Annotated in this window: 20 protein-coding genes and 1 pseudogene; 16 read left to right on the forward strand and 5 right to left on the reverse strand. The window is 70.9% G+C overall.

Translation table 11 applies throughout. From position 1 onward, the window contains the following. Positions 1-69 precede the first annotated feature (69 nt). Genes WMF39_RS47210 through WMF39_RS47225 form a run of 4 tightly spaced genes read left to right on the forward strand, consistent with a single transcriptional unit; the run spans position 70 to position 6563 of the window. The gene (locus WMF39_RS47210) at positions 70-1326 is read left to right on the forward strand and encodes a TolC family protein (protein WP_437742986.1); all 1257 of its coding nucleotides are present in this window, start codon (positions 70-72) and stop codon (positions 1324-1326) included. Next, complete coding sequence (locus tag WMF39_RS47215) at positions 1323-2732, forward strand: efflux RND transporter periplasmic adaptor subunit (RefSeq protein ID WP_437742987.1); 1410 nt, start codon at positions 1323-1325, stop codon at positions 2730-2732. Before WMF39_RS47210 ends, WMF39_RS47215 begins: the two co-directional genes overlap by 4 nt. A gap of 16 nt (positions 2733-2748) precedes the next feature. Continuing rightward, on the forward strand, positions 2749-5943 hold the full coding sequence (locus tag WMF39_RS47220; protein WP_437742988.1) for an efflux RND transporter permease subunit: 3195 nt from the start codon (positions 2749-2751) through the stop codon (positions 5941-5943). After that, entirely contained in the window at positions 5940-6563 is a 624-nt protein-coding gene (locus tag WMF39_RS47225; RefSeq protein ID WP_437742989.1) for a methyltransferase, read from the forward strand. Before WMF39_RS47220 ends, WMF39_RS47225 begins: the two co-directional genes overlap by 4 nt. A gap of 6 nt (positions 6564-6569) precedes the next feature. Here the strand turns inward: WMF39_RS47225 and WMF39_RS47230 are convergent, their stop codons facing one another. The 3 genes from WMF39_RS47230 to WMF39_RS47240 form a co-directional block, all read right to left on the reverse strand. Further along, positions 6570-8207: an ATP-binding protein gene (locus tag WMF39_RS47230; protein WP_437742990.1), complete on the reverse strand. Its 1638-nt coding sequence runs from the start codon at positions 8205-8207 to the stop codon at positions 6570-6572. Then, on the reverse strand, positions 8204-8620 hold the full coding sequence (locus tag WMF39_RS47235) for a response regulator (protein WP_437296506.1): 417 nt from the start codon (positions 8618-8620) through the stop codon (positions 8204-8206). Before WMF39_RS47235 ends, WMF39_RS47230 begins: the two co-directional genes overlap by 4 nt. 75 nt (positions 8621-8695) lie before the next feature. After that, positions 8696-11542: a PAS domain-containing hybrid sensor histidine kinase/response regulator gene (locus WMF39_RS47240; RefSeq protein ID WP_437742991.1), complete on the reverse strand. Its 2847-nt coding sequence runs from the start codon at positions 11540-11542 to the stop codon at positions 8696-8698. Positions 11543-12140: 598 nt separating this feature from the next. On the opposite strand from WMF39_RS47240, the gene WMF39_RS47245 reads away from it, so the two are divergent. The 4 genes from WMF39_RS47245 to WMF39_RS47260 all read left to right on the forward strand — a co-directional run bounded on the left by WMF39_RS47245 (position 12141) and on the right by WMF39_RS47260 (position 13660). Next, complete coding sequence (locus WMF39_RS47245) at positions 12141-12305, forward strand: DUF1328 domain-containing protein (protein ID WP_012241326.1); 165 nt, start codon at positions 12141-12143, stop codon at positions 12303-12305. Between the two features lie 228 nt (positions 12306-12533). Then, positions 12534-13091, forward strand: a complete 558-nt coding sequence (locus WMF39_RS47250; protein ID WP_437742992.1) for a hypothetical protein — start codon at positions 12534-12536, stop codon at positions 13089-13091. 50 nt (positions 13092-13141) lie between these two features. Further along, complete coding sequence (locus WMF39_RS47255; RefSeq protein ID WP_437742993.1) at positions 13142-13360, forward strand: hypothetical protein; 219 nt, start codon at positions 13142-13144, stop codon at positions 13358-13360. Positions 13361-13375: 15 nt separating this feature from the next. Then, entirely contained in the window at positions 13376-13660 is a 285-nt protein-coding gene (locus WMF39_RS47260) for a hypothetical protein (RefSeq protein WP_437742994.1), read from the forward strand. 236 nt (positions 13661-13896) lie between these two features. On the opposite strand, the gene WMF39_RS47265 is transcribed toward WMF39_RS47260, so the two are convergent. Beyond that, positions 13897-14376 (reverse strand): hemerythrin domain-containing protein, encoded by a 480-nt coding sequence (locus tag WMF39_RS47265; RefSeq protein ID WP_437742995.1) that lies wholly within the window; start codon positions 14374-14376, stop codon positions 13897-13899. Positions 14377-15214: 838 nt separating this feature from the next. Between WMF39_RS47265 and WMF39_RS47270 the strand changes: the two genes are divergently transcribed. Genes WMF39_RS47270 through WMF39_RS47280 form a run of 3 tightly spaced genes read left to right on the forward strand, consistent with a single transcriptional unit; the run spans position 15215 to position 17743 of the window. After that, on the forward strand, positions 15215-16642 hold the full coding sequence (locus tag WMF39_RS47270) for a sigma-54-dependent transcriptional regulator (RefSeq protein ID WP_437742996.1): 1428 nt from the start codon (positions 15215-15217) through the stop codon (positions 16640-16642). A gap of 37 nt (positions 16643-16679) precedes the next feature. Continuing rightward, entirely contained in the window at positions 16680-17372 is a 693-nt protein-coding gene (locus WMF39_RS47275; RefSeq protein WP_437742997.1) for a histidine kinase, read from the forward strand. Next, positions 17372-17743, forward strand: coding sequence for a response regulator (locus WMF39_RS47280; RefSeq protein ID WP_437529195.1), 372 nt, complete (start codon positions 17372-17374; stop codon positions 17741-17743). Before WMF39_RS47275 ends, WMF39_RS47280 begins: the two co-directional genes overlap by 1 nt. Positions 17744-17815: 72 nt before the next feature. On the opposite strand, the gene WMF39_RS47285 is transcribed toward WMF39_RS47280, so the two are convergent. Further along, positions 17816-19246 (reverse strand): helix-turn-helix domain-containing protein, encoded by a 1431-nt coding sequence (locus WMF39_RS47285; protein ID WP_437296514.1) that lies wholly within the window; start codon positions 19244-19246, stop codon positions 17816-17818. Positions 19247-19456: 210 nt separating this feature from the next. Between WMF39_RS47285 and aceB the strand changes: the two genes are divergently transcribed. From aceB to WMF39_RS47310, 5 genes and pseudogenes are all read left to right on the forward strand, one after another. Further along, complete coding sequence (gene aceB / locus WMF39_RS47290; RefSeq protein ID WP_437742998.1) at positions 19457-21079, forward strand: malate synthase A; 1623 nt, start codon at positions 19457-19459, stop codon at positions 21077-21079. A gap of 75 nt (positions 21080-21154) precedes the next feature. Further along, on the forward strand, positions 21155-22453 hold the full coding sequence (aceA, locus tag WMF39_RS47295) for an isocitrate lyase (RefSeq protein ID WP_437547590.1): 1299 nt from the start codon (positions 21155-21157) through the stop codon (positions 22451-22453). Between the two features lie 90 nt (positions 22454-22543). Next, complete coding sequence (locus tag WMF39_RS47300; protein WP_437742999.1) at positions 22544-22879, forward strand: hypothetical protein; 336 nt, start codon at positions 22544-22546, stop codon at positions 22877-22879. A 58-nt stretch (positions 22880-22937) separates the two neighbouring features. Next, a pseudogene (locus tag WMF39_RS47305) lies at positions 22938-23344 on the forward strand (hypothetical protein). 293 nt (positions 23345-23637) lie between these two features. Continuing rightward, complete coding sequence (locus WMF39_RS47310) at positions 23638-24372, forward strand: hypothetical protein (RefSeq protein ID WP_437743000.1); 735 nt, start codon at positions 23638-23640, stop codon at positions 24370-24372. Positions 24373-24379 lie beyond the last annotated feature (7 nt).

The following is a 24379-nucleotide window of genomic DNA, read 5'->3' on the forward strand; positions in this document are numbered from 1 at the left end:
CGCGATCCTGACCGGGCACAACCGCGGTTCTTCGCGCGAGCGCTCCACGCGCTCGAGGGCTGTCCGTCCATGTTCCGTCCCCCCGTGCGTCGTCTGTTCGTCGCTACCTCGCTCGCCCTGCACCTCCTGTCGATCGCGCCTCCGGCGGCCCTCGCCGCAGAGCCGCCCCTCACCCGCGCCCGCGTCGCCGACCTCGCCCGCGCAGCCCCGAGCGCGCGCGTGGCCACGGCGGAGGCCGGCGTCGCCCGCGCCGCGACCTCGGCCGCTGGCGCGATCTCCCTCGAGAACCCCGTGCTGACCGGCATGGGCGGCGTTCGGCTCAACCCCGACGGGAGCAAGCCAGTGGCCGTTTCGGCGTCCCTCGCGTGGCCGATCGAGCTCGGCGGCCAGCGAGGCGAGCGCATCGCAGCCGCGAAGGCCGAGCAGCGCGCCGCCGAGATCGGCGCCGAGGACGGCCGGCGCCGCGTCCTGCTCGCCGCCCTGCTCCAGCACGCCCTCGTGCTCCGGGGCGAGCGGCAGGTGCAGCTCGCCCGCGCCCGCGTCGCGCTCGCAGAGCGGCTCCACGCCGCCGCGGAGCGCCAGCGCAAGGCAGGCGAGGTGCCGGAGGTCGATGTCGCCCTGGCGTCGCTCCAGAAGGGGCGCGACCAGGCGGCCGCGAAGGCGGCGGAAGGCACACGCGACGCCGACGAGGCGGCGCTCCTCGGCCTGCTCGGCCTCCCCTTGCGAGCAGCGCAGCAGCTGCCCCCGGTGGAGGGGCCCCTCGTGCCGCCTGACGATCCGCCGCCGCTCGCGTCGATCCTCGGCGACCTGGGACGGCGCCCCGATGTCGGGGCCGCCGAGGCTTCGGTCGACGCCGCGCGGGCCAGGGCGGAGCGCGAGCGGGCGGCCGGGTGGCCCACCGTCAACGTCGTCGCCCAGGTCGAGCGCGACGACGGCGCGAACATCGGCATGCTCGGCCTCGCGATCCCGCTGCCGATCCTCAACGCCAACCGCGCCGGCGCCGCGACCGCCGCCGCGGAGATCGATGTCGCCCAGGCCCGCGCCGAGGCCGCGCGGACCGGCGCCGCGGGCCACATCACCCAGCTCTACGCGCGTTACAAGGCGACGAAAGAGGCCCTCCACGCGCTGACACCGACGGCCACCCTGATGGAACAGGCGGCCGCGATCTCGGCGCGAGGGTACGAGCTCGGCGAGAAAGATCTCGCGAGCGTCCTCCTGGTGCGGCGTGAGGTCATCGACGCCGAGGCGGCGCTGCTGGAGGCCGAGCACGCCCACGCGGCGGCCAAGATCGAGCTCCTGGTCGCCGCGGGGAGGGCGCCCCGATGAGCGCTCCTCCGCGGAAGATAGAGCTTTCCCCGAAGGTGATCGCCGCGATCGCCGCCGCGGCCCTGGCGCTCGTCGTCGCGGCCGTCGCCATCACGGTGCGCGTCGAGCATGGACGCCACGGGCACGACCGCGAGGCCGGCCACGAGGAGCACGACGGGCATCAGCACGGCGAGGAGGAGGGAGCGCACGGCGATGGCCACGACCGCGATCACGACCACGCGGAGAAGCACGCGCCGGACGAGCCCGGGGAAGCGCACGCCCACGGCGACAGGCTCAAGCTGTCGCCCGCGATGATCCAGAACGCCGGGCTGGAGATGCTCACCGCCGGACCGGGCAACGTCGCGGTGACGTTCACCCTCCCCGGCGAGGTCGCGCTCAACGCGGAGGCCATCGCGCACGTCACGCCCCGCGTGCCGGGGACGGCGCGAGAGGTGAAGAAGCAGCTGGGCGACACGGTCACGCGAGGAGAGGTGCTCGCCGTGCTCGATAGCCGCGAGCTCGCCGAGCTCCAGCGCGAGCTCCTGGCGGCCAAGGAGCGCCTCTCCCTCGCCGAGGCGAGCTTCACGCGCCACGAGGCGCTCTGGAAGGAGCGCATCTCGGCCGAGAAGGAGTACCTCGCGGCCAGGCAGGCCGTCGCCGAGGCGCGGATCGAGCACCGCAGCGCCGCCCAGAAGCTCAACGCCGCCGCAGGCTCGGGCGCGGGCAAGGGCAGCGGTTACGCGCTGGTCGCCCCCATCGACGGCACCATCATCGAGAAGCACATCGCCATCGGCGAGGTGCTCAAGGAAGACACCCAGGTCTTCGTGATCGCCGACCTGTCCACCATCTGGGTCAACGTCACCGTCTACGCCAAGGACCTCAGCCGCGCGCGGATCGGCCAGACGGCCTGGGTCAAGGCCGAGGGGATCGAGCAGAGCGCGCAGGGCACGCTGGCGTACCTCGGGCAGGTCGTCGATGAGCAGAGCCGCTCCGCCGTGGCCCGCGTCGTCCTCCAGAGCCCGGGCGCTGCGTGGCGCCCCGGGCTCTTCGCGACCGCCGACATCGCCGTCGAGGAGGCGGCCGCGCCCGTGGTCGTCTCCGAGGAGGCCATCCAGCGGGTCGAGGGCAAGGACGTCGTCTTCGTCGAGGAGGGCGACGCCTTCGAGGCCCGCCCCGTGAAGATCGGGCGCCGTGGCACGAGCGGGGTGGGGTTCGGGGCGCAGGGCGCCGATAGGCGACCCGGAGCCCCGAACGCCGAACCGGAGGGCGCAGGCGGGCGGCCCGCGGCCCCCGCCGTCGAACCGCGGCGCGGCGCGCCGGTCGTCGAGATCGAGGCCGGCGTCGCGGCCGGCGAGCGCTACGTCGGCAAGAACAGCTTCATCCTCAAGGCGGAGCTCGGCAAATCCGAGGCCGGACACCAGCACTGAGGAGCGCGAGGACCCCATGCTCACCTTGCTCTCGCGGCTCCTGTCCGTCTCGATCCGCCATCGCTTCCTCGTCGTCGCCATCACCCTCGCGGTCGGCGCGCTCGGGGCCTACAACTTCACCCGCCTGCCGATCGACGCGGTCCCGGACATCACCAACGTCCAGGTGCAGATCAACACGTCGGTCAAGGCGCTCTCCCCCGTGGAGGTCGAGCGCCAGATCACCTTCCCCATCGAGTGGGCCATGGGCGGGATCCCGGGCGTCCAGCAGGTGCGCTCGCTGTCCCGTTACGGGCTCTCCCAGGTGACGGTGATCTTCGAGGACGGCACCGACATCTACTGGGCGAGGCAGCTCGTGGCCGAGCGCCTGGGCGCCGCGAAGGAGAGCCTGCCGCCAGGGCTCGGCGAGCCGCAGCTGGGCCCCATCGCGACCGGCCTCGGCGAGATCTACATGTGGACCCTCGAGGCCGCGCCGGACGCCAGGCGGCCCGACGGCAAGCCGTACGACCTCACCGACCTACGCACGATCCAGGACTGGATCGTGCGGCCGCAGGTCCGGACCGTGCCTGGGGTGACGGAGGTCAACTCGATCGGCGGCCACGAGCGGCTGTACCAGGTCTCGCCGGATCCGGCGAAGCTCGTCGGCTACGGGCTCTCGTTCCGCGACGTGCTCGAGGCCCTCGCGGGCAACAACGCCAACGCGGGCGGAGGGTACATCGAGCACAAGGGCGAGCAGTACCTCGTCCGCGCCACGGGCCTCGTGCAGAGCGAGGACGACATCCGGGGCATCGTCGTCGGCAACCACCGCGAGGCGCCGATCCGGATCGAGGACGTCGCCGAGGTCAGCGTCGGCCAGGAGCTCCGCACGGGGGCGGCCACCGAGGACGGAGAAGAAGCGGTCATCGGCACGGCCATCATGCTCGTCGGGGAGAACGGCCGCGCCGTCTCCAGGCGGGTGGACGACCAGATCAAGGCGGTCAACAAGTCGCTGCCCGCGGGCGTGACGGTCAAGACCGTCTACGACCGCACGTACCTCGTCGACGCCACCCTGAGCACCGTCAGGAACAGCCTTCTCGAAGGGGCGGCGCTGGTCGTCGTGGTGCTCTTCCTCCTGCTCGGCAACCTCCGGGCCGCGCTCATCGCCGCGCTCGCGATCCCGTTCTCGATGCTGATCGCCGTCACCGGCATGGTCGAGAGCAAGATCAGCGGCAACCTGATGAGCCTCGGCGCCATCGACTTCGGGCTCATCGTCGACGGCTCGGTGATCATCGTCGAGAACTGCGTGCGGCGCTTCGCCGAGGAGCAGCGCCGGCTCGGGCGCGTGCTCACCCGGGAAGAGCGGCTCGACCTCGCCTACGAGGCGTCCCAGGAGGTCCGTCAGGCGACGATCTTCGGTGAGCTCATCATCGCGATCGTCTACCTGCCCATCCTCACGCTGACCGGCATCGAGGGGAAGATGTTCCGGCCGATGGCGCAGACCGTCGTCCTGGCGCTCGCGGGGGCGACGATCCTGTCGATGACGTTCATCCCGGCGCTCGTGGCGCTGCTCCTCAAGGGCAACGTGTCGGAGAAGGAGAACCTCCTCTTTCACCACGCGAAGCGCGCCTACGGGAGGGCGCTCGCCTGGGCGCTGTCCCACAGGCCGATCGTGGTCGCCATCGCGGGCGTCGTCCTCGCCGCCTCCGGCCTGGTCGCCGCGGGGCTCGGCAGCGAGTTCGCCCCCAAGCTGAGCGAGGGGGCGCTCGCGCTCCAGCCGGCGCGCATCCCGTCGATCAGCCTCACGACGAGCGTGGCCATGCAGGCGCAGCTCGAGCGCCTCCTCAGGGAGCGGTTCCCGGACGAGATCGAGCACGTCTTCGCGAGGACCGGGACGGCCGAGGTCGCGACCGATCCGATGGGCCCGAACGTCTCCGACACCTACCTGATGCTGCGGCCGCGGAGCGCGTGGAAGAAGGCGAAGACGCAGGAGGAGCTCGCCGAGGCCATCGAGGCGGTGATCCACGAGCTGCCAGGGCAGAACTACGAGTTCAGCCAGCCGATCGAGCTCCGGTTCAATGAGCTCATCAGCGGCGTGCGGAGCGACGTCGCGGTCAAGGTCTTCGGCGACGACCTCGACGTGATGCTCAAGGAGGCCAGCAGGATCGGCGCGCTCCTCGGGGCGACGCCGGGCGCCGCCGACGTCAAGGTGGAGCAGGTCACGGGCCTGCCGGTGCTGACCATCGACGTGGATCGGCGCATGGTGGCCCGCTACGGGCTCAACGTCGCCGACGTGCAGGCGGTCGTCGAGGCAGCGATCGGGGGCGTGAGCGCCGGCGAGGTCTTCGAGGGGGACAAGCGCTTCGATCTGGTGCTCCGGCTGCCCGACTCCATCCGCCGCGACATCGGGGCCCTCGAGCGGCTCCCGATCCCGCTCCGGAGCAAGGGGAGCCACGCGACCGGGCCGAGCGGCCCCACCATCGCCGCCGCGGCCGGCGCGCTCGAGCGGGCGGCGTTCGTGCCGCTCGGCGCGGTGGCGAAGATCGGCGTGGAAGAGGGCCCGAACCAGGTCAGCCGGGAGAGCGGCAAGCGCCGCGTCGTCGTCCAGTGCAACGTGCGCGGGCGCGACCTCGGCGGCTTCGTCGCCGACGCCGAGGCGCGGATCGACGCCGAGATCAAGCTCCCGCCGGGCTACTGGATGTCCTGGGGCGGCCAGTTCGAGAACATGCTCGCCGCCCAGCGGCGCCTCGCCGTGGTGGTCCCTGGGGCGCTCGGGCTGATCTTCGGCCTGCTCTTCCTCTCCGTCGGGACGCTCAGGAACGCCGCGCTGATCTTCACCGGCGTCCCGCTCGCGCTCACCGGCGGCGTCCTCGCGCTCTGGGGCCGCGGGCTCCCGCTCTCGATCTCGGCGGCCGTGGGCTTCATCGCGCTCTCGGGCGTCGCCGTGCTGAACGGGCTCGTGATGGTGACGTTCATCGAGAACCTGCGGCAGCGCGGCGAGGCGCTCGACGACGCCGTGCTCCACGGCTCGATCGCGCGGCTCCGCCCCGTGCTCATGACGGCGCTCGTCGCGGCGCTCGGCTTCGTCCCGATGGCGCTCGCCACCGGCACCGGCTCCGAGGTGCAGCGCCCGCTCGCGACGGTCGTCATCGGCGGGATCCTCTCGTCCACGACGCTCACGCTCGTCGTCCTGCCGGTCCTCTACCGGCTGACCCATCGACAGGAAAGCTCGACATGAACCGACCCTGGCTCGCCCTCGTTCTCTACGGGATCTACCTTGCGCTCGCGTTCGGATGGCGCTCGCTCAGGCAGCTCCGCGCGACGGGATCGGCGGGCTTCCGTGGCATCTCGGGGCCACCCGGGTCGCTGCCGTGGCTCGGCGGCGTGCTCTTCGTGATCGCGCTCGTCCTGGGAGCGCTGGCCCCCGTCGCGGAGCTCGCGGCCTGGATCGGGCCCCTCGCCGATCCCGGCTCGCCCCTCGTCGGCCTCGGCGCGGCCATGACGATCTCGGGGACGCTCGGCACGCTCTGGTCCCAGGGCGCGATGGGCGCGTCCTGGCGCGTCGGCGTCCGCGAGGCGGAGCGCACGGGCCTCGTCACCGGAGGCCCGTTCGCGGTGGTGCGGAACCCCGTCTTCAGCTTCATGATGCTGGCCGCGCTCGGGCTGCTGCTGATCCTCCCGAACGCGGCCGCGCTCGCCTCGCTCGTCGCGCTGGTCATCGCGATCGAGCTGCAGGTCCGCCTCGTCGAGGAGCCGTACCTCCTGCGCACCCACGGCGGCGCGTACGCGGCCTACTGCGCGAAGGTCGGCCGCTTCCTGCCCGGGATCGGCCGAGGGAGCGCGCCGCCGTCGCCCTGACGCCCCTCAGCTCGCCAGGGGCAGCGAGAAGTGGATCGTCGTCCCCTGGCCCGGGGCGCTCTCGACCGCCATGGTCCCGTGGTGCGCCTCGACGATGCCGCGCGCGATGTAGAGGCCCAGCCCCGCCCCGGTGCGCGACTCCTGCGCGGCCTTCCAGTAGCGATCGAAGAGGTGCGGCTGGTGCTCGGGAGGGATGCCCGGGCCCGTATCGGCCACCGAGAAGCGCGCGCTGTCAGCGACCCGGCAGAGCGACACGCTCACGACGCCGCCCCTCGGCGTGAACTTCAGCGCGTTGCCGAGCAGGTTCGAGAAGACCTGGAGCACGCGATCCCGGTCGGCGAGGACCTCCAGGCCCGCGTCGAGCGGCCCCTGCGTCACCCGGCAGCCCTTCGCCTCCGCGAGCGACGCGGCGGCGTCGAGCGCCTCGCGGACGAGCGTCCCGCCCCGCTCCACCCTCGGCGACACAACGAGCCGCCCCGCCTCGATGCGCGACGCGTCGAGCAGATCCTCGATGAGCCGCGTCATGCTCTGGATGCCGCGGTCCATGCGGTCGACGAGCTGGACGGCGTCGTCGTCGTCGCCGTCCTTCCGCTGGAGCAGATCGCTCCGCAGCAGCGACGCCGTGATCGCGATCGTGTTGAGCGGGTTCCGGAGATCGTGCGACACGATCGCCAGGAGGTCGTCCCGGGCGCGCGTCGCGGCCTGCGCCTCGTTGTAGAGCCGCGCGTTCTCCAGGGCGACGGACGCCGACTGCGCGAGCTGGGTCAGCAGCACCTCGTCGCTCTCCACGAAGGGGCCGTCGCGCCGATCGAGCAGCTGGATGCTCCCGATGCACTGGCCGTCCCGGCCGCGCAGCGGCGCCGCGAGGAGCGAGCGCGGGTGGAGCTCGGCCGGCGCGCGCGAGAGCACGTCGGCGCACGTCGGATCGCTCGCGATCTCGTCGCCCGTCAGCCGGACGCCGGTGCTCCTCCGCTCGATCAGGCCGAGCGCGACCTCGCGGATGCCGTCGCGGTCCTCCCGCGCGGCGTACTCCTCGGACAGCGAGATGCCCGTCAGAGGCCGCTGCTCCACGCCCCGCGCCGAAAGCCGCGAGGCCGCGACGCCCGCGTCGAGCAGCGCGCGCGCCTCGTCGGTGGTGCGCTGGATCAGCTCGTTCAGCGAGAGCGACCGGTGGATGCGCAGCGTCGCCTCGGTGAGCTGCGCGAGCTGGTTCGCGTGGCGGGCGAGCGCCCTGCGCGCCTCCTCCTCGCGGCGCTCCGCCTCGCTCAGCCGCAGGACGTGGCGCAGGCTCTGCACCAGCCGCTCGGGCGTCAGCAGGTTCTTCGGCACGTAGTCCGCCGCGCCCCGCTTCATCAGATCGACCGCGAGCGACTCGTCACCCTGCCCGGTCAGCATGATGAACGGCGCCGTGAGCTTCGCCTTGCGCGCCGCCTCGATCACCGCGAGCCCGTCGCCCCCGGGGAGGTAATAGTCGAGCAGCACGCAGTCGACCTGCTGCTCGTACAGCACCGCGAGCGCCGAATCGACGGAATCGGCCTCCCTGATCTCGGCGTCGACGCGGCCGCTCCGCAGCGCACGCAAGATCGCGATCCGATCGACCGTGTCGTCGTCGACGACGAGGAGGCGAACCGACCTCGGGGTCAAGGCATCTCCACGAGCGTCCAGTACCGGTTCAGCGCCGTCATGAGCTCGACGAAGCTCATGAACGTCACCGGCTTGAGCAGGTAGCCCGCGACGTTCAGATCGTACGCGTCCACCTTGTCCCGATCGTCGTTCGAGGTCGTCAGCACGACGACGGGCGTCGCCCGCAGCGAGACGTCGGCCCGGAGCTCGCGGAGGAACTCGATGCCGTTCATCCTGGGCATGTTCAGGTCGAGCAGGACGAGGCGCCGATCCCTGGGCACCTGGTTGCCGCGCAGCAGATCGAGCCCCTCCACGCCGTCGCCCGCCACCCAGAGCGGGTTCGTGATCTTGCCCCTCTCGAACGCCCTCCGGACGTTCATCACGTCGACGGTGTCGTCCTCGACCAGGATAATATTCAGGAATTTACCGTCCATCCTCGTCCTCGTGGAGGGGCAAAGCGGAGGCTCGTTGATAGCATCAACCAGAGGCCGCGCGCAGGGGCTACGGCGCTACGGCCAGCTACCACGCTTGCCCGCGCGGCCGACGAGGTGCGCGACCGCGGTCACCAGGCTGTTCGGCTCGATGGGCTTGGCCAGGTGCATCTGGAAGCCGGCGGCGATCGCCTGGCGGCGGTCCTCCATGCGCGTGTACGCGGTGAGCGCGAGCGCCGGTATGCCGCTCGCGGGGACGTCGGTCCCCAGGGCGCGCAGCCGCCGCATCATCGCGTAACCGTCCTCGCCCGGCATGCCGATGTCGCTCACGAGCACGTCGAACTCGCCCATGTGGAGGGCCTCGAGCGCCGCGCCTGCTGAGGCCGCTTCGCTCACCGTCGCGCCGGCGCGCACGAAGATGATGCCGAGCAGCTCGCGGGCGTCGGTCTCGTCGTCGACCACGAGGACCCGGATGCCCTCGAGCACGCGCCGCGCGGCGCCCCCCGGCGCCTCGCCGCCCCGGCGCTGCGGGGACGGCGGCGCCGCGGGTGCATCGGCGCGGATCGGCAGCCGGACCCGGAAGCGCGCGCCCTTGCCCTCTCCGTCGCTCTCGGCGTGCACGCTGCCGCCCTGCGCCTCCGCCAGGTGACGCACGATGGCGAGGCCGAGCCCGAGCCCGCCGTGGGCCCGGGTCATCCCCCCGTCCGCCTGCCGGAACCGCTCGAACAGGAACGGCAGGAAGCTCTTCGGGATGCCCTCGCCGTTGTCCTCCACCTCGACCTCGAGCGTCGCCTCGACGCGCCGGGCGAGGGCCCGCACCCGGCCCCCGGACGGCGTGAACTTCACCGCGTTCGTGAGCAGGTTCCAGACGACCTGCTGGAGCCTCTCCGCGTCGCCGAGGAAGATGCCCACGTCGTCGGCGACGGAGGTGTCGACCGCGACGCCCTTCGCCAGCGCCGCCGGGCGCACCAGGTCGAGCGCCGTGGCGAGCACCTGCCGCACGTCGACCGGATCGGTCCGGAGCTGCAGCTTCCCCGCGATGATCGTCGAGGCGTCGAGGACGTCCTCGATGAGCTGCGACTGCGCCTTCGCGTTGCGCTCGATCGTGGCGAGCCCCCGCTCGAGCGACTCGGCGTCCACCTCGCCCGTCCGGAGGATCCGCGCCCAGCCCAGGATCGACTGGAGCGGCGTCCTGAGCTCGTGCGACACCGTCGCGAGGAACTCGTCCTTGAGCCGGTTCAGCTGCTCGGCGTGCTGGCGCGCGCGCTGCTCCTGATCGAGGAGCTGGGCGCGCTCGGCGTCGGTGCGCTTCTGCTCCGTGATGTCGTGGAACGAGAGGCCGACGCCGTCGCCCAGCGCCACGGCGATGGCGCGGAACGTCCGCGGAGCGCCCTCGTGCGCGCAGAAGAGCTCGACCCGCGCGGGCTCCCCGGTCTCCACGACGCGCGCGCACGCGTCGAACGCGCTCGCGAGCGCGCTGCCGGGGACCTCGATCAAGAGCCGCTTGCCCTCCAGATCCTTGCCCCGGCCCCCGACGATCGGCCCCGTGGCCGGGTTCACGTAGACCCACTCGAAGTCGGAGATCGCCCCGGACGCGTCGCGCACGCTGCGCAGCATCATGAACCCGTCGGGCGACGCCTCCTGCACGGTGCGGAACCTCGCCTCGCTCGCCCGCAGCGCCTGCTCGATCGACTTCCGCTCCGTGATGTCCGTCGCCGTGCAGGTGATGCCGATGATCTCGCCCGTGTCATCGGCCAGCGGCTCGATCGAGACGTCGATGTGCTGGGTGCGCCCGCCGGCGTGCACCGCGATCTCGCGCCGCTGGCCGACGCCGCTGGCGAGCACGTCGCGCTTCGTCCGATCGAGCGACCTCGCGGCCTCCGGGTCCTCCAGCACCTCCCCGTCGGTCTTCCCGAGCACCTCGCGCTCGGACTTGCCGAACGAGTTGTGCATCCACGTGTAGCGCAGGTCCCGGTCCTGGGTGAACACCATGACCGGCGACCCCCGGAGCGCCTTGCGGAAGCGCTCCTCGTTCACGCGGAGCGCCTGCTCCGCGCGCAGGCGCTGGGCCACGCTCTGCTGGAGCTCGAGCGCGAGCCGCTCGGCCTTCCGGCGCGCGCCGATCTGCTCGGTCACGTCGAACGCCGTCACCATGACGCCCTCCACGGCGCCGCTCACGTCGTGCACCGGCTTGCACAGGACGTTGTACAGCCGCTCGACCGTCTCGCCGGTCCAGCGCGTGATCCGCACCGGGATCTCGCTCGCCACGCTCGGCTCGCCGCTCGCCAGGACGGCCTCGAGCTGCGCGTGCAGCGGCTGCCCGCGCAGCTCCGGGACCGCCTCGACGAGCGGCTTGCCGAGGAGATCGTCGCGGCCGACCATGCGGCAGAAGAGCGGGTTCGCGAGCTCGAACACGAGCGCCGCGCCCTTGAGGAAGCAGATCGGCGCGGGCGCCTGCGCGAGCAGCGAGCCGCTCCTGCCTCGCTCGATCTCGGTGCGCCTGCGCTCGGTCTCGATCGCCTCCAGCTGGAGCCTCGTGTGCTCGCTTACCGCCTGGGCGATGCCCGCGTCCACGCGCTCGGAGAGCGCCTCGATCTCCCGCAGATCCGGCGTGATCCCCGCCTCCTCCAGCTCGCGGAGGATGGATTGCCGGAGGACGCCGTACTCGCGGACCATCACGCCCAGGTCGAGCCCGTTCTCCCAGCGCATCTCGCCGTGCTCGCGCGCGGCCTCCTTGCTGCCGGCCGTCGACGCGCGTTGCTCCAGGCTGGCGGCCACCTCGTCGAGGAAGCTCGGCAGCGAGTTGATGATGAGCGGCTTCGGCATGTTGCGCACCGCCGCGCTCCGCTTGCGCAGCTCGCCCACGAACCGCTCGATGATGGCCTCGCGGCGGGTCCTGATGAGCGTGGAGAGCGGGATCGTCATGATCGGATCGTTCGCGTCGGGAGCCCGACCTCGGCAGACGTCGCCGTCAGGGGGCCTGGACAGCGAGCGGCGAGCGATGGTGGGCGATCGGCGGCGCGGGTGGCATCGGCGAGCACGGTATCTTCGGAGAGCTGACCGAGCGCCACAAGGCGCACCGCCAGCGCGGCTCACCCGGCCTCGGACGGCCGGCCGCCACCCTCCTGAGACGGCCGCGGCCGGCTCTCCGTCGGCGATCTCGACACCGGCCTTGAGCTGAGCCTGACTTCCACCTCGCCAGCACAAGCCCAGGCGCGAGCAAGCGTTGTGCCGAGATCGGCCAGCCGATGAACGAGATGATGCGCGGTGCGCGACGTCACGAGTGAGGCAATTTGTCGCAGTTACCCCGCCCGCCCGTGTCGTGCAGCGGCATCTGCAGCGAGCCGCCGGGGCACCCGGGCGCTCCGCGATCCGGGGAACTCGCGATGTCGCGGCACGTCGGCTGCAATGACGTAGCGACGTAACGACGTAACGACGTAACCGCTGCAATCGCTGCAACAACGCAGCATCGAAGCGCTGGAACACCGATTCACCCAGTGATTCACCCGATGAGGAGGTTATCATGCTCAGTTGGAGTGTCGCGTTCTTCGTCGTGGCGATCATCGCCGCGATCCTCGGCTTCGGCGGCCTCGCGGCGAGCGCCGCCTCGGTGGCGAAGCTGCTCTTCGTCATCTTTCTCGTCCTGGCGGTCGTCTCCCTCGCGCTCGGCCGACGCGCCCCGACCTGACGCCATGCCGATCGCACGTGTTCGGAGGCCACGATCGGGGCGACATGCCTCGTCGGGCCGAGCGGTATCCGTGCTTCCGCATGGCACGTCTGTCGCAATACCCGCGGATCGACCCATCTATCGCGCCATGAGGCCCATCCCGGGCGGCGTCGATAAGGCGTCCGTGTCGCGCCGGGCGCTCGCCCGGACGCGAGGTCGCGCGTCGACCGCAGACCAGAGGAGATCATCATGTTGACCGTCCGAACATTCCTGCCTATCGCCATCGTCATGAGCGCCGTCGTGGGCTGCGAGTCCCCCACGGCGGACGCGCAAACCAAGGCCGAGCGCGCGCAGCGCGAGGCGCAGCAGAAGGCGGCGGAGGTCGCCACCGAGCTCGACAAGAAGGTCGCCGAGATCGACCAGAAGGCCGAGCGGGCCACCGACGACGCGCTCCGCGAGGCCGCGGAGAAGCTCAACAACGCCGCCGTCGAGGCCCAGGAGAAGACCGCGGAGGCCGAGGCGGAGCTGGTGAAGGCGCGCGCGGACGTGCGCGCGTCCACGTCGCGCAGGATCGAGGACCTCGAGAAGGAAGCCGTCGAGCTCCGCGAAAAGGCCGAGAAGAAGCTGCCCAAGGACGAGGTCGGCAGGCTGATGAAGGACGTGGAGGACAAGTCGGAGGCCGTCCGCAGGAGCCTGCGCGACCTCGACGCGGCGACCGGCGAGACCCTCGACCGGGTGAAACAAGGCGTCTACCAGCGTGTGGAGGAGCTGGATCGCGCGATCCAGGCGGTGAAGCGGCGCGTTTGATGCAAGCTCGCTCGCCTGGGCCCAGCAAAGCTCGACACGAGGAGGACATGATGGCGAATCAGAAGGCGACTCAGCAGACCCCATCGGCGGACATCGAGGGAGAGGGCAACCGCACGGCCGATCGGCGTTACCGAGAAGGGGTGGAGAAGTCGGTGAAGGCCGGCAAGATCAAGGAGCACGCCGAGGAGGCCGCCCGCGCGCTCGACGGACCCGAGGGCGACGAGCTGCGCGAAGCCGAGGAAGCGGCGCGGCGAGGTCAACCCAACTGAACCGGGTGAGCAGCGATGATCCGCGAGCTCCGATGCAAAGCCTGTGGCCGCCGGTACGTCTTCGTATCGACGGCGGCCACGCCCTGCCGGGCCTGCGGCTCGGCCCTCGACGAGGTGGAGCTCGAGCGCGGCGTTTACGAGCTCGTCACGAACGACGCGCGGAGCCCGGCCTCGACCGCTCCGTCGAGCCCGGCGGACCCCATGGTCCCCGAGGATCTCGGCTACGGCGAGTCCCATGGATACGGACCCGCGCACGGCGGCCCGACGGGCCCCGGCGACGCGCCCGCGACCGACCCCTGATCCAACCGAGCTCACTTCGCGCGCAGGGCGCCGCGGGCGCGCTCGCAGAGCGCCTGTGGCGGCCGCTGGAGAGCAGTGGGCGAACGACGGGACGCCGGAGAGCGCTGGTCAAATTGGAACAGGGAGATGGGGAGGCAAGGAGGAAAAACTCAGCAAATCTCCCTGTCTCCCCGTCTCCCTGTGATCCTTCTCGGGCAACGTTGACCAACCACCCGCCGGAGGGAGGGCGCTGGCCGTCAGGCCGCCCTCGCTGTGCGGAGCGGGGCGTGGCTCGAGGCGTGGGGGCGGCGGGAGTGGGCGATGAGCGCCTCGAAGAGCTCCAGCATCTGCCGGCCGAGGCGCTCGTTCGTGTCCTCGGTCAGCTCCGCCTCGATCCTCGGCAAGAGGTCCCGCTCCTCCTCCTCGGCGTGGTGCGTGACGAGCTCCCTCAGGGTGGCGAGCCTGGCCTTGAAGCTCGGGTCCTCCGGCGCCGTGCCGACGACGCGGCGGATCTCGAACCGCGTGACCGTATGCTCTTCGCAGGCTCCGCCGACGAGGTCCGGCTCGACGGCGAGCAGCTCCGGGAAGAGGACCACCTGCTCGGCGAGCATGTGGGCGAGGAGGTGCTTGGTCAGCTCGTCCGTCGCTCCCCGGACATCGCCTGTGGTCGAGAGGGCCAGATCGAACAGCCTCTCGGCTTCGCGGTGTTGCCCCTTCAAGAGCTGTGTCGCCTTCATGCATTCTCCTCTCAAGGACCGGACGTCAGGTTGTTGTTCATCGAGGTGGCTGGGCTGCCGTTCATCGAGGGGGAAAGGAGCTCGTCGCGCTCGCTCGCTAGCGACCAGCTCACGCAGCGGCCTCGGCCGAGGGCCCGCGGCGACGCGCCGAGCCTTCAGCGGGGTGACATCGCGCCGTCGCGCAGCGCGCGCAGCGTCAGCGGCAAGGCCCGCGAGCGCGCGTGCCCCCCTCCCGCCCCCTCTTCTGCATGAGGCGCACTCAAGCAATCACCGTGCCGATTGGGGTTTATTCCGGATGCGAAGAGACGCTGGACGCCGGACAGGGAATATCGATGTGGAATTTCGCCTCTCGCCATGGCTCCCGGAGCGCGGGCGAACTCGGCTGTTGCCGGCAGGCGGCGCCGTCTGGCTGTTGCTGACAGGTGGCGCCGTCTGATCGAGAGAGGCGCCGGGCGTCCGCGGGGGACCGCGGCGATGCCTCGGTGGCGGCCCCTCGCCCGCGTGGCCCGTCGGAGGCGCGACACGCGCCGCGACGAGGCGCGCTGCCGGCCCGCGCCGATCCGTGGAGGAACGGCGGGTCGGTGAGCCCCCTACCGGCCGTGGCGCTTCGGGCGCGGCGGCGCTGGCTGGCCCCCGTCGGCGGCGGACCGCTTGGCCGCTGCGCGCGGCCGGTGCCATCCAGGATGGGGCAAGAACGCGCACCTGTGGCGAAACGTCACGTTGGAGGGACGTCGGCGAGGAGCGGACTGGGCTTGATGGCGCGAACTCTCCGTGGCACGTTCCCTGCAACTGCAGGCAGCGGTCGACCTTTAGAAGAGCTGCCGGGGAAGGACACGCGATGAGCGGCAGGATACTCGTCGTCGACGACGACGAAGCGACGTGCGATCTGGTCGAAGCCCTCCTCAAGAGGCAGGAGTTCTCCGTCGCGGCGCGCACTTCGGCCAAGAGCGCGCTCGAGCTGGTGAGCGATGACGATTTCGACGTCGTGTTGACCGACGTCGGCATGAGCGAGATGAGCGGCCTGGAGCTCTGCGAGCGCATCCTCGGCGCGCGCCCCGACATGCTCGTCATCGTTATGACGGCGCTCGGGAGCATGGAGACCGCCATCTCCTCCATGCGCGCCGGGGCGTTCGACTTCGTCACGAAGCCGCTCGACGCGAACCTCCTCGGCCTGACGGTCTCGCGCGCCGTCCAGCATCGGCGCCTCCGCTCGGAGGTGAAGCGCCTGCGCGAGGCGGCCCACGACGTCCAGCAGACCAAGGGCCTCGTCGGGCGCAGCCCTGCGATGAAGCGCGTCTACGATCTGATCGGGCGCGTCGCGCGGAGCGACGCCTCGGTCCTCGTGCACGGCGAGACGGGCACCGGCAAGGAGCTCATCGCGCGGGCGATCCACGAGGCCAGCGGCCGGTCCGGCCCCTTCGTGGCGGTCAACTGCGCCGCGGTGCCTCAGGCGCTCCTCGAGAGCGAGCTCTTCGGCCACGCGCGCGGCGCCTTCACCGACGCCAAGACCCAGCGCACCGGCCTGTTCCTGGAGGCCAGCGGCGGCACCATCTTCCTCGACGAGATCGGCGAGATGCCGCTCGAGGTCCAGCCGAAGCTGCTCCGCGCGCTGCAGGAGCGCAAGGTGCGGCCGGTGGGCTCGAACGCCGAGATCCCCTTCGACGCCCGCATCGTGACGGCGACGAACCGCGACCTCGAGACCGAGGTGTACGAGAAGCGGTTCCGCGAGGACCTCTACTACCGGGTCAACGTCGTGAAGATCGACCTGCCGCCCCTGCGCGAGCGCGGCACCGACGTGCTCCACCTCGCGATGCACTTCCTCGAGAAGTTCTCGTCCCGCAGCAGCAAGGGCGTGCTCTCGCTCTCGACCGCGGCCGCGGAGAAGCTCACGGCGTACAACTGGCCGGGCAACGTGCGCGAGCTCGAGAACAGCATCGAGCGCGCGGTGGCGCTGGCCCGCTTCGAGCAGATCACGGTCGAGGACCTGCCGGACAAGGTCCAGGCCTACCGGCCCGACCGCTTCGTCGTCGCCGTCGATGAGCCGGCGGAGATCATGACGATGGACGAGCTCGAGAAGCGCTACATCAAGCGCGTGCTCGCGCTCGTCGGCGGCAACAAGTCGCGCGCCGCCCAGATGCTCGGGTTCGACCGGCGGACGCTCTACCGCAAGCTGGAGCGCTACGGGGAGCAGGACGGCTCGGGCGGGGACGAGGGCCCAGACAAGGCGGCCTCTTCGCCGGGCTCGGCGAGCTCCTCGTTGAGCTGAGGCGGGGCGCGAGGCGAGGCGAGGCGAGGCGTAACGAATGAGCGAAAAGGCGCTGTCCGACTCGATTTACAAGCTGTTCGCGCGCGCGGGGCACGACGTGCGCGGGCCCGCCGGGGTCGTGGCCACGGCGCTCAACGAGCTGGAGAGCGTCCTCGGGGGCGAGGCCACCGCCCAGAACGCGGCGTACTTCACCATGGCGCGGCGGGGCGTGCGCCGCCTGCTGCGCCTCGCCGACCGCTACACCGCCGCGTCCGAGCTGTCGCGGCAGCTCGACGCCCCGGCGCAGCCGCTCGACCTCGAGGCGCTCGTCCAGAAGGCCGTCGCGGAGGCGTCGTTCGTCTACGGGCGGCGCGACGTCACGGTGGCGCTCGACCTCGCCCCTGTGCGCGGCTTCGCGCACGCCGCGTCGATGACCGCGGCGCTCTCGGACGCGCTCATGCTCGCCCTGAACGTCGCCCGCGCGCGGGTCGTCGTGGCGCTCGCGGCCCATGGCGATCGCGCGCGGGTGGTGATGACGAGCGACTCGAGCGCGGCCTCGGTGGAGAAGCTCTTCGAGGCGGCGCTCGCGCCGGACGCGGATCCGCTCGCCGACGGCGGGCTGCCCGTCCGGGTGATCGACGGCGTGCTCAAGGCGCACGGCGGCGAGGCGCGGGCCGACCGCGTCGGCGCGGAGACGCAGATCACCCTGGAGTGGCCGCTGAACGCGGCCGACCGCAAGGCGGGGGCCTGATGAGCGCGGAGCTGCCGCAGGTGCTGGTGCTCGACGACGACGACGACACGGCGGCGCTGCTCGGCATGGCGCTCCGCCGCCGCGGCTTCCGCGTGCTCGTGGCGCGCTCGTGCGAGGAAGGGCGCTCGATGCTCGCCGGGAGCGCGGTCGACGCCCTGGTGACGGACGTGTCGCTCCCCGACGGCAGCGGCGTCGAGCTGGTCGCGTCGCTCGCGGACAGGCCACGGGCGGTGATCGTGGTGAGCGGATTCGGCGGGGACGACGATCGCGAGAAGAGCCGGACGGCCGGCGCTCACGCGCACATGGTCAAGCCCATCGACGTGGCCCGGCTCGTGGCCACGCTCAACGAGCTGCTCGGGCGGCCCAGCTGAGCGGGCGGCCGGCGATCCCGCGCCGCGCGCTGGCCACGCCGGCGCGCGGAGCAGGGCGGCCGCGGGCTCGCCTCACTTGTCGACCGACGCGTAGAACGAGACGCCCCGCCGGTTCTCGTCGAGGCGGAGCGGGTGCTGCAGCGCCGGCAGCGCGCGCTGGGCGCAGTCGAGGCGCTCGCAGGTCCGGCACGTGACGCCGACGGGCACGGCCGCGCCGATGTTGTCCAGGTCGATCCCGTCGGCATAGACGAGCTCGCGGGCATAGCGGACGTCGCAGCCCATGCCGATCGACTGCACCGTGTGGGGGACGTGGTAGCCGCCGCGGTCGCTGCGCACGGTGCGCGCGATGCAGAAGTAGACGGCGCCGTCGGGCATCTGCGAGAGCTGGATCCGGATCATGCCGGGCGTCATCAGGGCGGCGTGGACGTTCCAGCGGGGACACGCGCCGCTGAACCGCGCGAACCGTATGCCGGAGCCGCTGAAGCGCTTCGAGATGTTGCCCGCGATGTCGATGCGGACCATGTGCATCGGCACCCCCTCGGCGCCCGGGCGGCGGAGCGTCGTCAGCCGGTGGCACACCTGCTCGAAGCTCGTGCCGAACCGGTGCGCGAGGAGCTCGATGTCGTAGCGCTCGGCGCGCGCCGCCTCCAGGAACGGCTGATACGGCATGAGGATCGCGGCGGCGAAGTAGTTGGCCAGCGCGACGCGGGCGAGCGCGCGGGACTCCGGGGTCGTGAGGTTCTCGTCGCGCAGGATGCGGTCGATGGCCGTCGATTGCGTCAAGAGGCCGAGCTGGTGCGCGAGCTGGAACCTGCGGCTCCGGGGCGGCAGCACCTCGGAGATGCTCAGCACGCGCCTGTCGGGGTCATATCGCCGCATCGCCTGGCGCTCGTCCGCGACCCGGACGATGCGCACCTCGATGCCGCGCGTCGCGTGGAGGTACCGGACGAGGCCGCGGTAGACGTCGTCCGCGTCGAGCTCCGCCTCGCGCCAGAGCGCCTCGGCGCCTTCCTCGAGCTCCGCGAAATGGTTCATCCGGCGCTGGATGAGATCGCTGACCTCCTCGGACGGTAGCCGCGAGTTGTCGACCGCGACGAACCCGTCCCCCGCCAGCCGCTCTCCCAGCGTATCCAGCGATTCGCGCGTCGTCGCGTAGGTCCGGTAGAGCGTGAGCACCGCGCGCGCGACGTTCGGGGACGCCGCGACGAGCTCGCGCAGATCCGCGTTCGTCAGCCCGTGGCTCTCGAAGATGGGATCGCCGAACACCTCGTGGAGATCGGCCGTGAGCCGGACGTCCTCTTCCGACGCGAAGTTCTGGAGGTCGAGCTGGAATATCTGGGCGAGCCGGATGAGCAGCGGCGCAGTCAGCGGACGCCGGTTGTTCTCTATCAAGTTCAGATAGCTCGCCGAGACACCGAGGCGCTCCGCCAGATCGACCTGCGTCATGTGCTCGCGACGCCGGAGCGCGCGGACCTTGGCTCCGAGAAGAGGTGCATCGGCCATGGGGACCCTCCCGACGTGACCAGGACAACCTGGATGAAATGTAGGCGCAGCTCGCCTGGTGGAAATTTACAATAGTTTACACGTTAACACGCTGTAAAGCCCTTTCGTCTACATCGTTATCCGCCTGCATTTCAGAGCGAAGTTGACGCTGAAACCTCGTCGACAAACATAGGTTGCTTGTAACGACGCGCAGCGTTGCAGGAGATGTGGATGAGCCAGAATCATGAGACCGCAAGCGTCCGCTTGCTCGCTCCTCGGGTCGGGGGCGACGAGTCCGTCCTCACGCCAGAGGCCCTTCGCTTCCTCTCCGGTCTTGGGCGCAAGTTCGCTGACCGGGTACCCGCCCTGCTCGCCCGGCGGCGCGCCGTGCAAGAGCGGCTGGACGCGGGCGAGCGGTTCGATTTTCTCCCCGAGACGCGGGATGTGCGCGGGGGCGACTGGACGGTGGCGCCGCTGCCCGAGGACCTGCTCGACCGGCGCGTGGAGATCACGGGTCCGGTCGATCCCAAGATGATCATCAACGCGCTGAACTCGGGCGCGAGCGTGTTCATGGCCGATTTCGAGGACGCCACGTCGCCCACGTGGAAGAACCTCATCGAGGGGCAAGCGGCGCTGAGGCTCGCGGCGCGGCGCGAGCTCCGTTACGAGGACCCGGCGACCGGCAAGCGTTACGCCCTCGGAGAGAGGGTGGCGACCCTGCTCGTGCGCCCGCGCGGCTGGCACCTCCCCGAGAAGCACGTCGAGCTCGACGGCAAGCCGCTGCCAGGCGGGCTCTTCGATTTCGGACTCTATTTCTTTCACAACGCGCGTGAGCTCGTCCGCCGCGGTACCGGGCCTTACTTCTATCTGCCGAAGATGGAGAGTCACCTGGAGGCGCGCCTCTGGAACGACGTCTTCGTGTTCGCGCAAGAGGCGCTGGGCCTCCCCATCGGCACGATCAAGGCCACGGTCCTCATCGAGACGCTGCCCGCGGCGTTCGAGATGGACGAGATCCTCCACGAGCTCCGGCAGCACTCGGCCGGCCTCAACTGCGGTCGCTGGGACTACATCTTCAGCTTCATCAAGAAGCTCCGGAACGACCCCGCCTGCGTGATGCCGGACCGCTCGCAGGTGACGATGGAGCAGCATTTCCTGCGCTCGTACACGCAGCTGCTCGTGAAGACGTGCCACCGCCGCGGCGTCCACGCGATGGGCGGCATGGCGGCGCAGATCCCGATCAAGAGCGACCCCGAGGCGAACCGCGCGGCGCTCGACAAGGTGCGCGCCGACAAGCTGCGCGAGGTGAAGGACGGGCACGACGGCACCTGGGTCGCGCACCCGGGGCTCGTGCCGCTCGCGCGCGAGGTGTTCGACGCGCACATGCCCGCTGCGAACCAGATCGAGCGGAAGCGCGAGGACGTCCGCGTCTCGGCGGCCGACCTGCTGCGCGTCCCGGAGGGCGCGCGCACCGAGGCCGGCCTGCGCCATAACATCCGGGTCGGCGTCCAGTACCTCGAGGCGTGGATCAGCGGCCTCGGCTGCGTCCCGCTCTACAACCTGATGGAGGACGCGGCCACCGCGGAGATCTCCCGCACCCAGGTCTGGCAATGGATCCGCCACGGGGCGACGCTCGACGACGGCCTGCCGCTCACCGTGGAGCGCTTCCGCGCGGCGGTGGACAGCGAGATGGCCGCGCTCCGCGGCGCGCTCGGCCCGGCGCGCTTCGACGGCGGCCGCTTCGCCGAGGCGCGTGCGCTGTTCGAGCGTCTGTCGATCGGAGAGACCTTCGAGGAGTTCCTCACGCTGCCTGCTTACGAGCTCTTGATCTCCAGCGCCGGAGAGCGGCGCTCGTGACGCCCGGCGCGCTTCGTTTGACGTCGACACAGCGGCCGCTGCCGCCCCCAACCCCAACGCATTAGGAGCCCAGTCATGTCCGCTGCTTTCCCGCTGAACACGCCGATCTCCGCCGACTCCCTGCACGCGCCGCCGAGCGACACCGTCCCGGGCCGGTGGAGCGGCGTCGTCCGGCCGTACTCCGAGGCGGACGTCGCGCGCCTCCGCGGCACCGTCCGTATCGACTACACGCTCGCGACCCTCGGCGCCAAGCGGCTCTGGAACCTCATGCACTCCGAGCCCTACGTGGCGGCGCTCGGCGCCCTCACCGGCAACCAGGCGATGCAGCAGGTCCGGGCCGGGCTCAAGGCCATCTACCTGAGCGGGTGGCAGGTGGCGGCCGACAACAACGAGGCCGGGACCATGTACCCCGACCAGAGCCTGTATCCGGCGAACAGCGTCCCGACGCTCGTGCGCCGCATCAACCAGGCGCTCCTCCGCGCCGACCAGATCGAGAACGCCGAGGGCAAGGCGGGGCGCTACTGGCTCGCGCCCATCATGGCCGACGCGGAGGCGGGCTTCGGCGGGCCGCTCAACGCGTTCGAGCTGATGAAGGCCATGATCGAGGCGGGCGCATCGGGCGTTCACTTCGAGGATCAGCTCGCCTCCGAGAAGAAGTGCGGGCACATGGGCGGCAAGGTCCTCGTCCCGACCAGCCAGTTCATCCGCACCCTGATCGCGGCCCGCCTCGCCAGCGACGTCATGGGCGTACCGACCGTCCTCGTGGCCCGCACGGACGCCGACAGCGCCAAGCTGATCACGTCCGACGTCGACCCGCGCGACAAGCCGTTCGTCACGGGCGAGCGCACGCCCGAGGGCTTCTTCGTGCTGAAGGGCGGCCTCGAGGCGGCCATCGCGCGCGGGCTCGCGTACGCGCCCTACGCGGACCTCGTCTGGTGCGAGACCTCGACGCCGGACCTCGATCAGGCGAAGCGCTTCGCGGAGGGGATCCACAAGCAGTTCCCGGGCAAGCTGCTCGCCTACAACTGCTCGCCTTCGTTCAACTGGAAGAAGCACCTCGACGACGCGACGATCGCCCGGTTCCAGCGCGAGCTCGGCGCGATGGGGTACAAGTTCCAGTTCGTGACCCTCGCCGGGTTCCACTCGCTGAACCACAGCATGTTCGAGCTCGCCCGCCAGTACCAGCGCCGGGGGATGGCGGCGTACTCCGAGCTCCAGCAGGCCGAGTTCGCCGGCGAGCAGTTCGGCTACAGCGCGACCCGCCACCAGCGCGAGGTCGGGACGGGCTACTTCGACGAGGTCGCCCAGGTGATCTCGGGCGGCGCTGCGTCCACGCTGGCCCTCCACGAGTCCACCGAGGCCGCCCAGTTCTGAGCGCCCGCGCGGGCGTGCGCCGTCCGTCGCGCACGCCCGCGCCTGTCCGCCGCGGCGCCGCCCGCCGCCGGCCTCCCGCCGTCTGAGCAGGTGCGGCTCGGCTACGCCGGGTTCATCACCTGTCGCGACGTGGTGAGAGACGAGGCCACAGGAGAGGTCGTCGAGCTCCGCTGCACGTACGATCGCCCCACGAAGCGCGGTGACGCGCCCGACGGCCGCAAGCCGAAGGGAGCGTCGCACTGGGTTCCGGCCGCCCATGCGCTCACCGCCGAGGTCCGGCTCCACGACCGGCTCTTCGCGGCCGAGCGGCCCGACGCGGTCGAAGAGGGAAGGGATTTCCTGGAGAGCTTGAGTCCCGGTTTGCTGGTTGCCCTGAGCCGAGAAGGCCAGACGCCTCATCGAACCACGTGGGATACCTGGCGATGACGCGGTGATCCTGGCCGACGACGACGGCCTCCTCCGGCCCTTCGAGGAGACGGCCGCCGTGCACGACAACCCCCGGGGCGCCGCCAACTGGGTCATCCACTCGCTCGCCCGCGAGCTGAAGGACAGGAAGACAGGCGACCTCCCCGTCTCGGGCGCGCAGCTCGGCGAGCCCCTGGCGCTGATCGATGACGGGACGATTCCGGGAAGATTGCAAGAGATGTCCTCGCTGAGATAATGCAGCAGGGCGGTAGTCCGAAGGCGATCGTCGCGCAGCGAGGGCTCCGGCAGGTCGCCCTGGAGCGCGTCGTCGACCAGATCATCGCCGGCCATCCAGGCGAGGCTTCCCGCTTCCGCGCGGCGAATTCGAAGCGGATCGGGCTCTTCGTCGGTCAGGTCATGAAGGCTTCCGGCGGCAAGGCGAGCCCCGACCTGGTCACTACGCTGCTGACCAGGAAGCTGGCGTAAATCTCCCACCCACGCGCTGTTTCGCTTCCCCCCCGACGCGGGGTGCGCCCGAGTGCTGCGCTCTGCGTTATCCCACTCCCGGCACCTGACTAGGTGATGCGTGTCGTGGCGGTGTGCAGAAACATGTCCAGAAAAATGTCCATAAAATAATTGAACTTGATAGCTGGAGTGGTGTAGATCTGATTGGTACTATGGAATCTGCACGCCAGTTCGCTCTCCTCGCTTGCGTGGCTGTGTCGTTCTCGCAGGTCGCTTGTGTAGCGTCTGCCGAGCTCGATGGGGATGAGGAGGGGGTGGCGGAGGTCCAGCAGGAGGTCACGATTCACAACGCGATGACGGCCAACGCGATGACGGCCAACGCGATGACGGCCAACGCGTTGGTCGCCAACGCGATGACGGCCAACGCGATGACGGCCAACGCGTTGGTCGCCAACGCGCTGACAAGGGAAGCGCTCCGTGATCCAGAGTCGAGGGAGCTCCTCAGCTTCATTGTGAGCTGCGCTCTCCCCGAGGATGCCCGCCTCAACGTCAAGATTGATGGGGTCTCCTACAGCTTCGAGGGGGATCTCGGCCTCGCGCCCGAGTGGGGCTCGAAGCGCGGCTCGTGCGATGAAGACTGCCAGGAGTGGGTCTCCGCGTGCCTGCTCGCGCGCGTGAACTACCGGGGCGAGCACGTCATGATCTCGCTCCGCGGAAAGCACGAAGCGCTCTCGTCCACGAAGCGGGAGCGGGCGAGCTACGACATCCCGGAGGCGACCTACTTCGGCAACGTCTTCCAGAAGCCGCAGCGCCGCTTCGCCTGCCTCGCGCCGGGCAAGAGGCAGATCCCGCGCGTCTGCGGGCCCTCGATTGACGACTGCCCGATCGATGTCGTGGGCGAATGTGAGGATGTGTGCGATGGGCCGAGATCGGACGGCAGCTTCTTGAACTGCCGCGATCGTGAGCCGCTCGACCTTCCGTGCGGCCCCCGCGTCTTTCCGCGCGGCACCGACCGCTACAAGGCTTCGGTCTCCGTCTTCCTCGAGTAGCATCGAG

The sequence above is a fragment of the Sorangium sp. So ce1504 genome (assembly GCF_051521635.1).
GTDB classification, from domain to species: Bacteria; Myxococcota_A; Polyangia; order Polyangiales; family Polyangiaceae; genus Sorangium; species Sorangium cellulosum_B.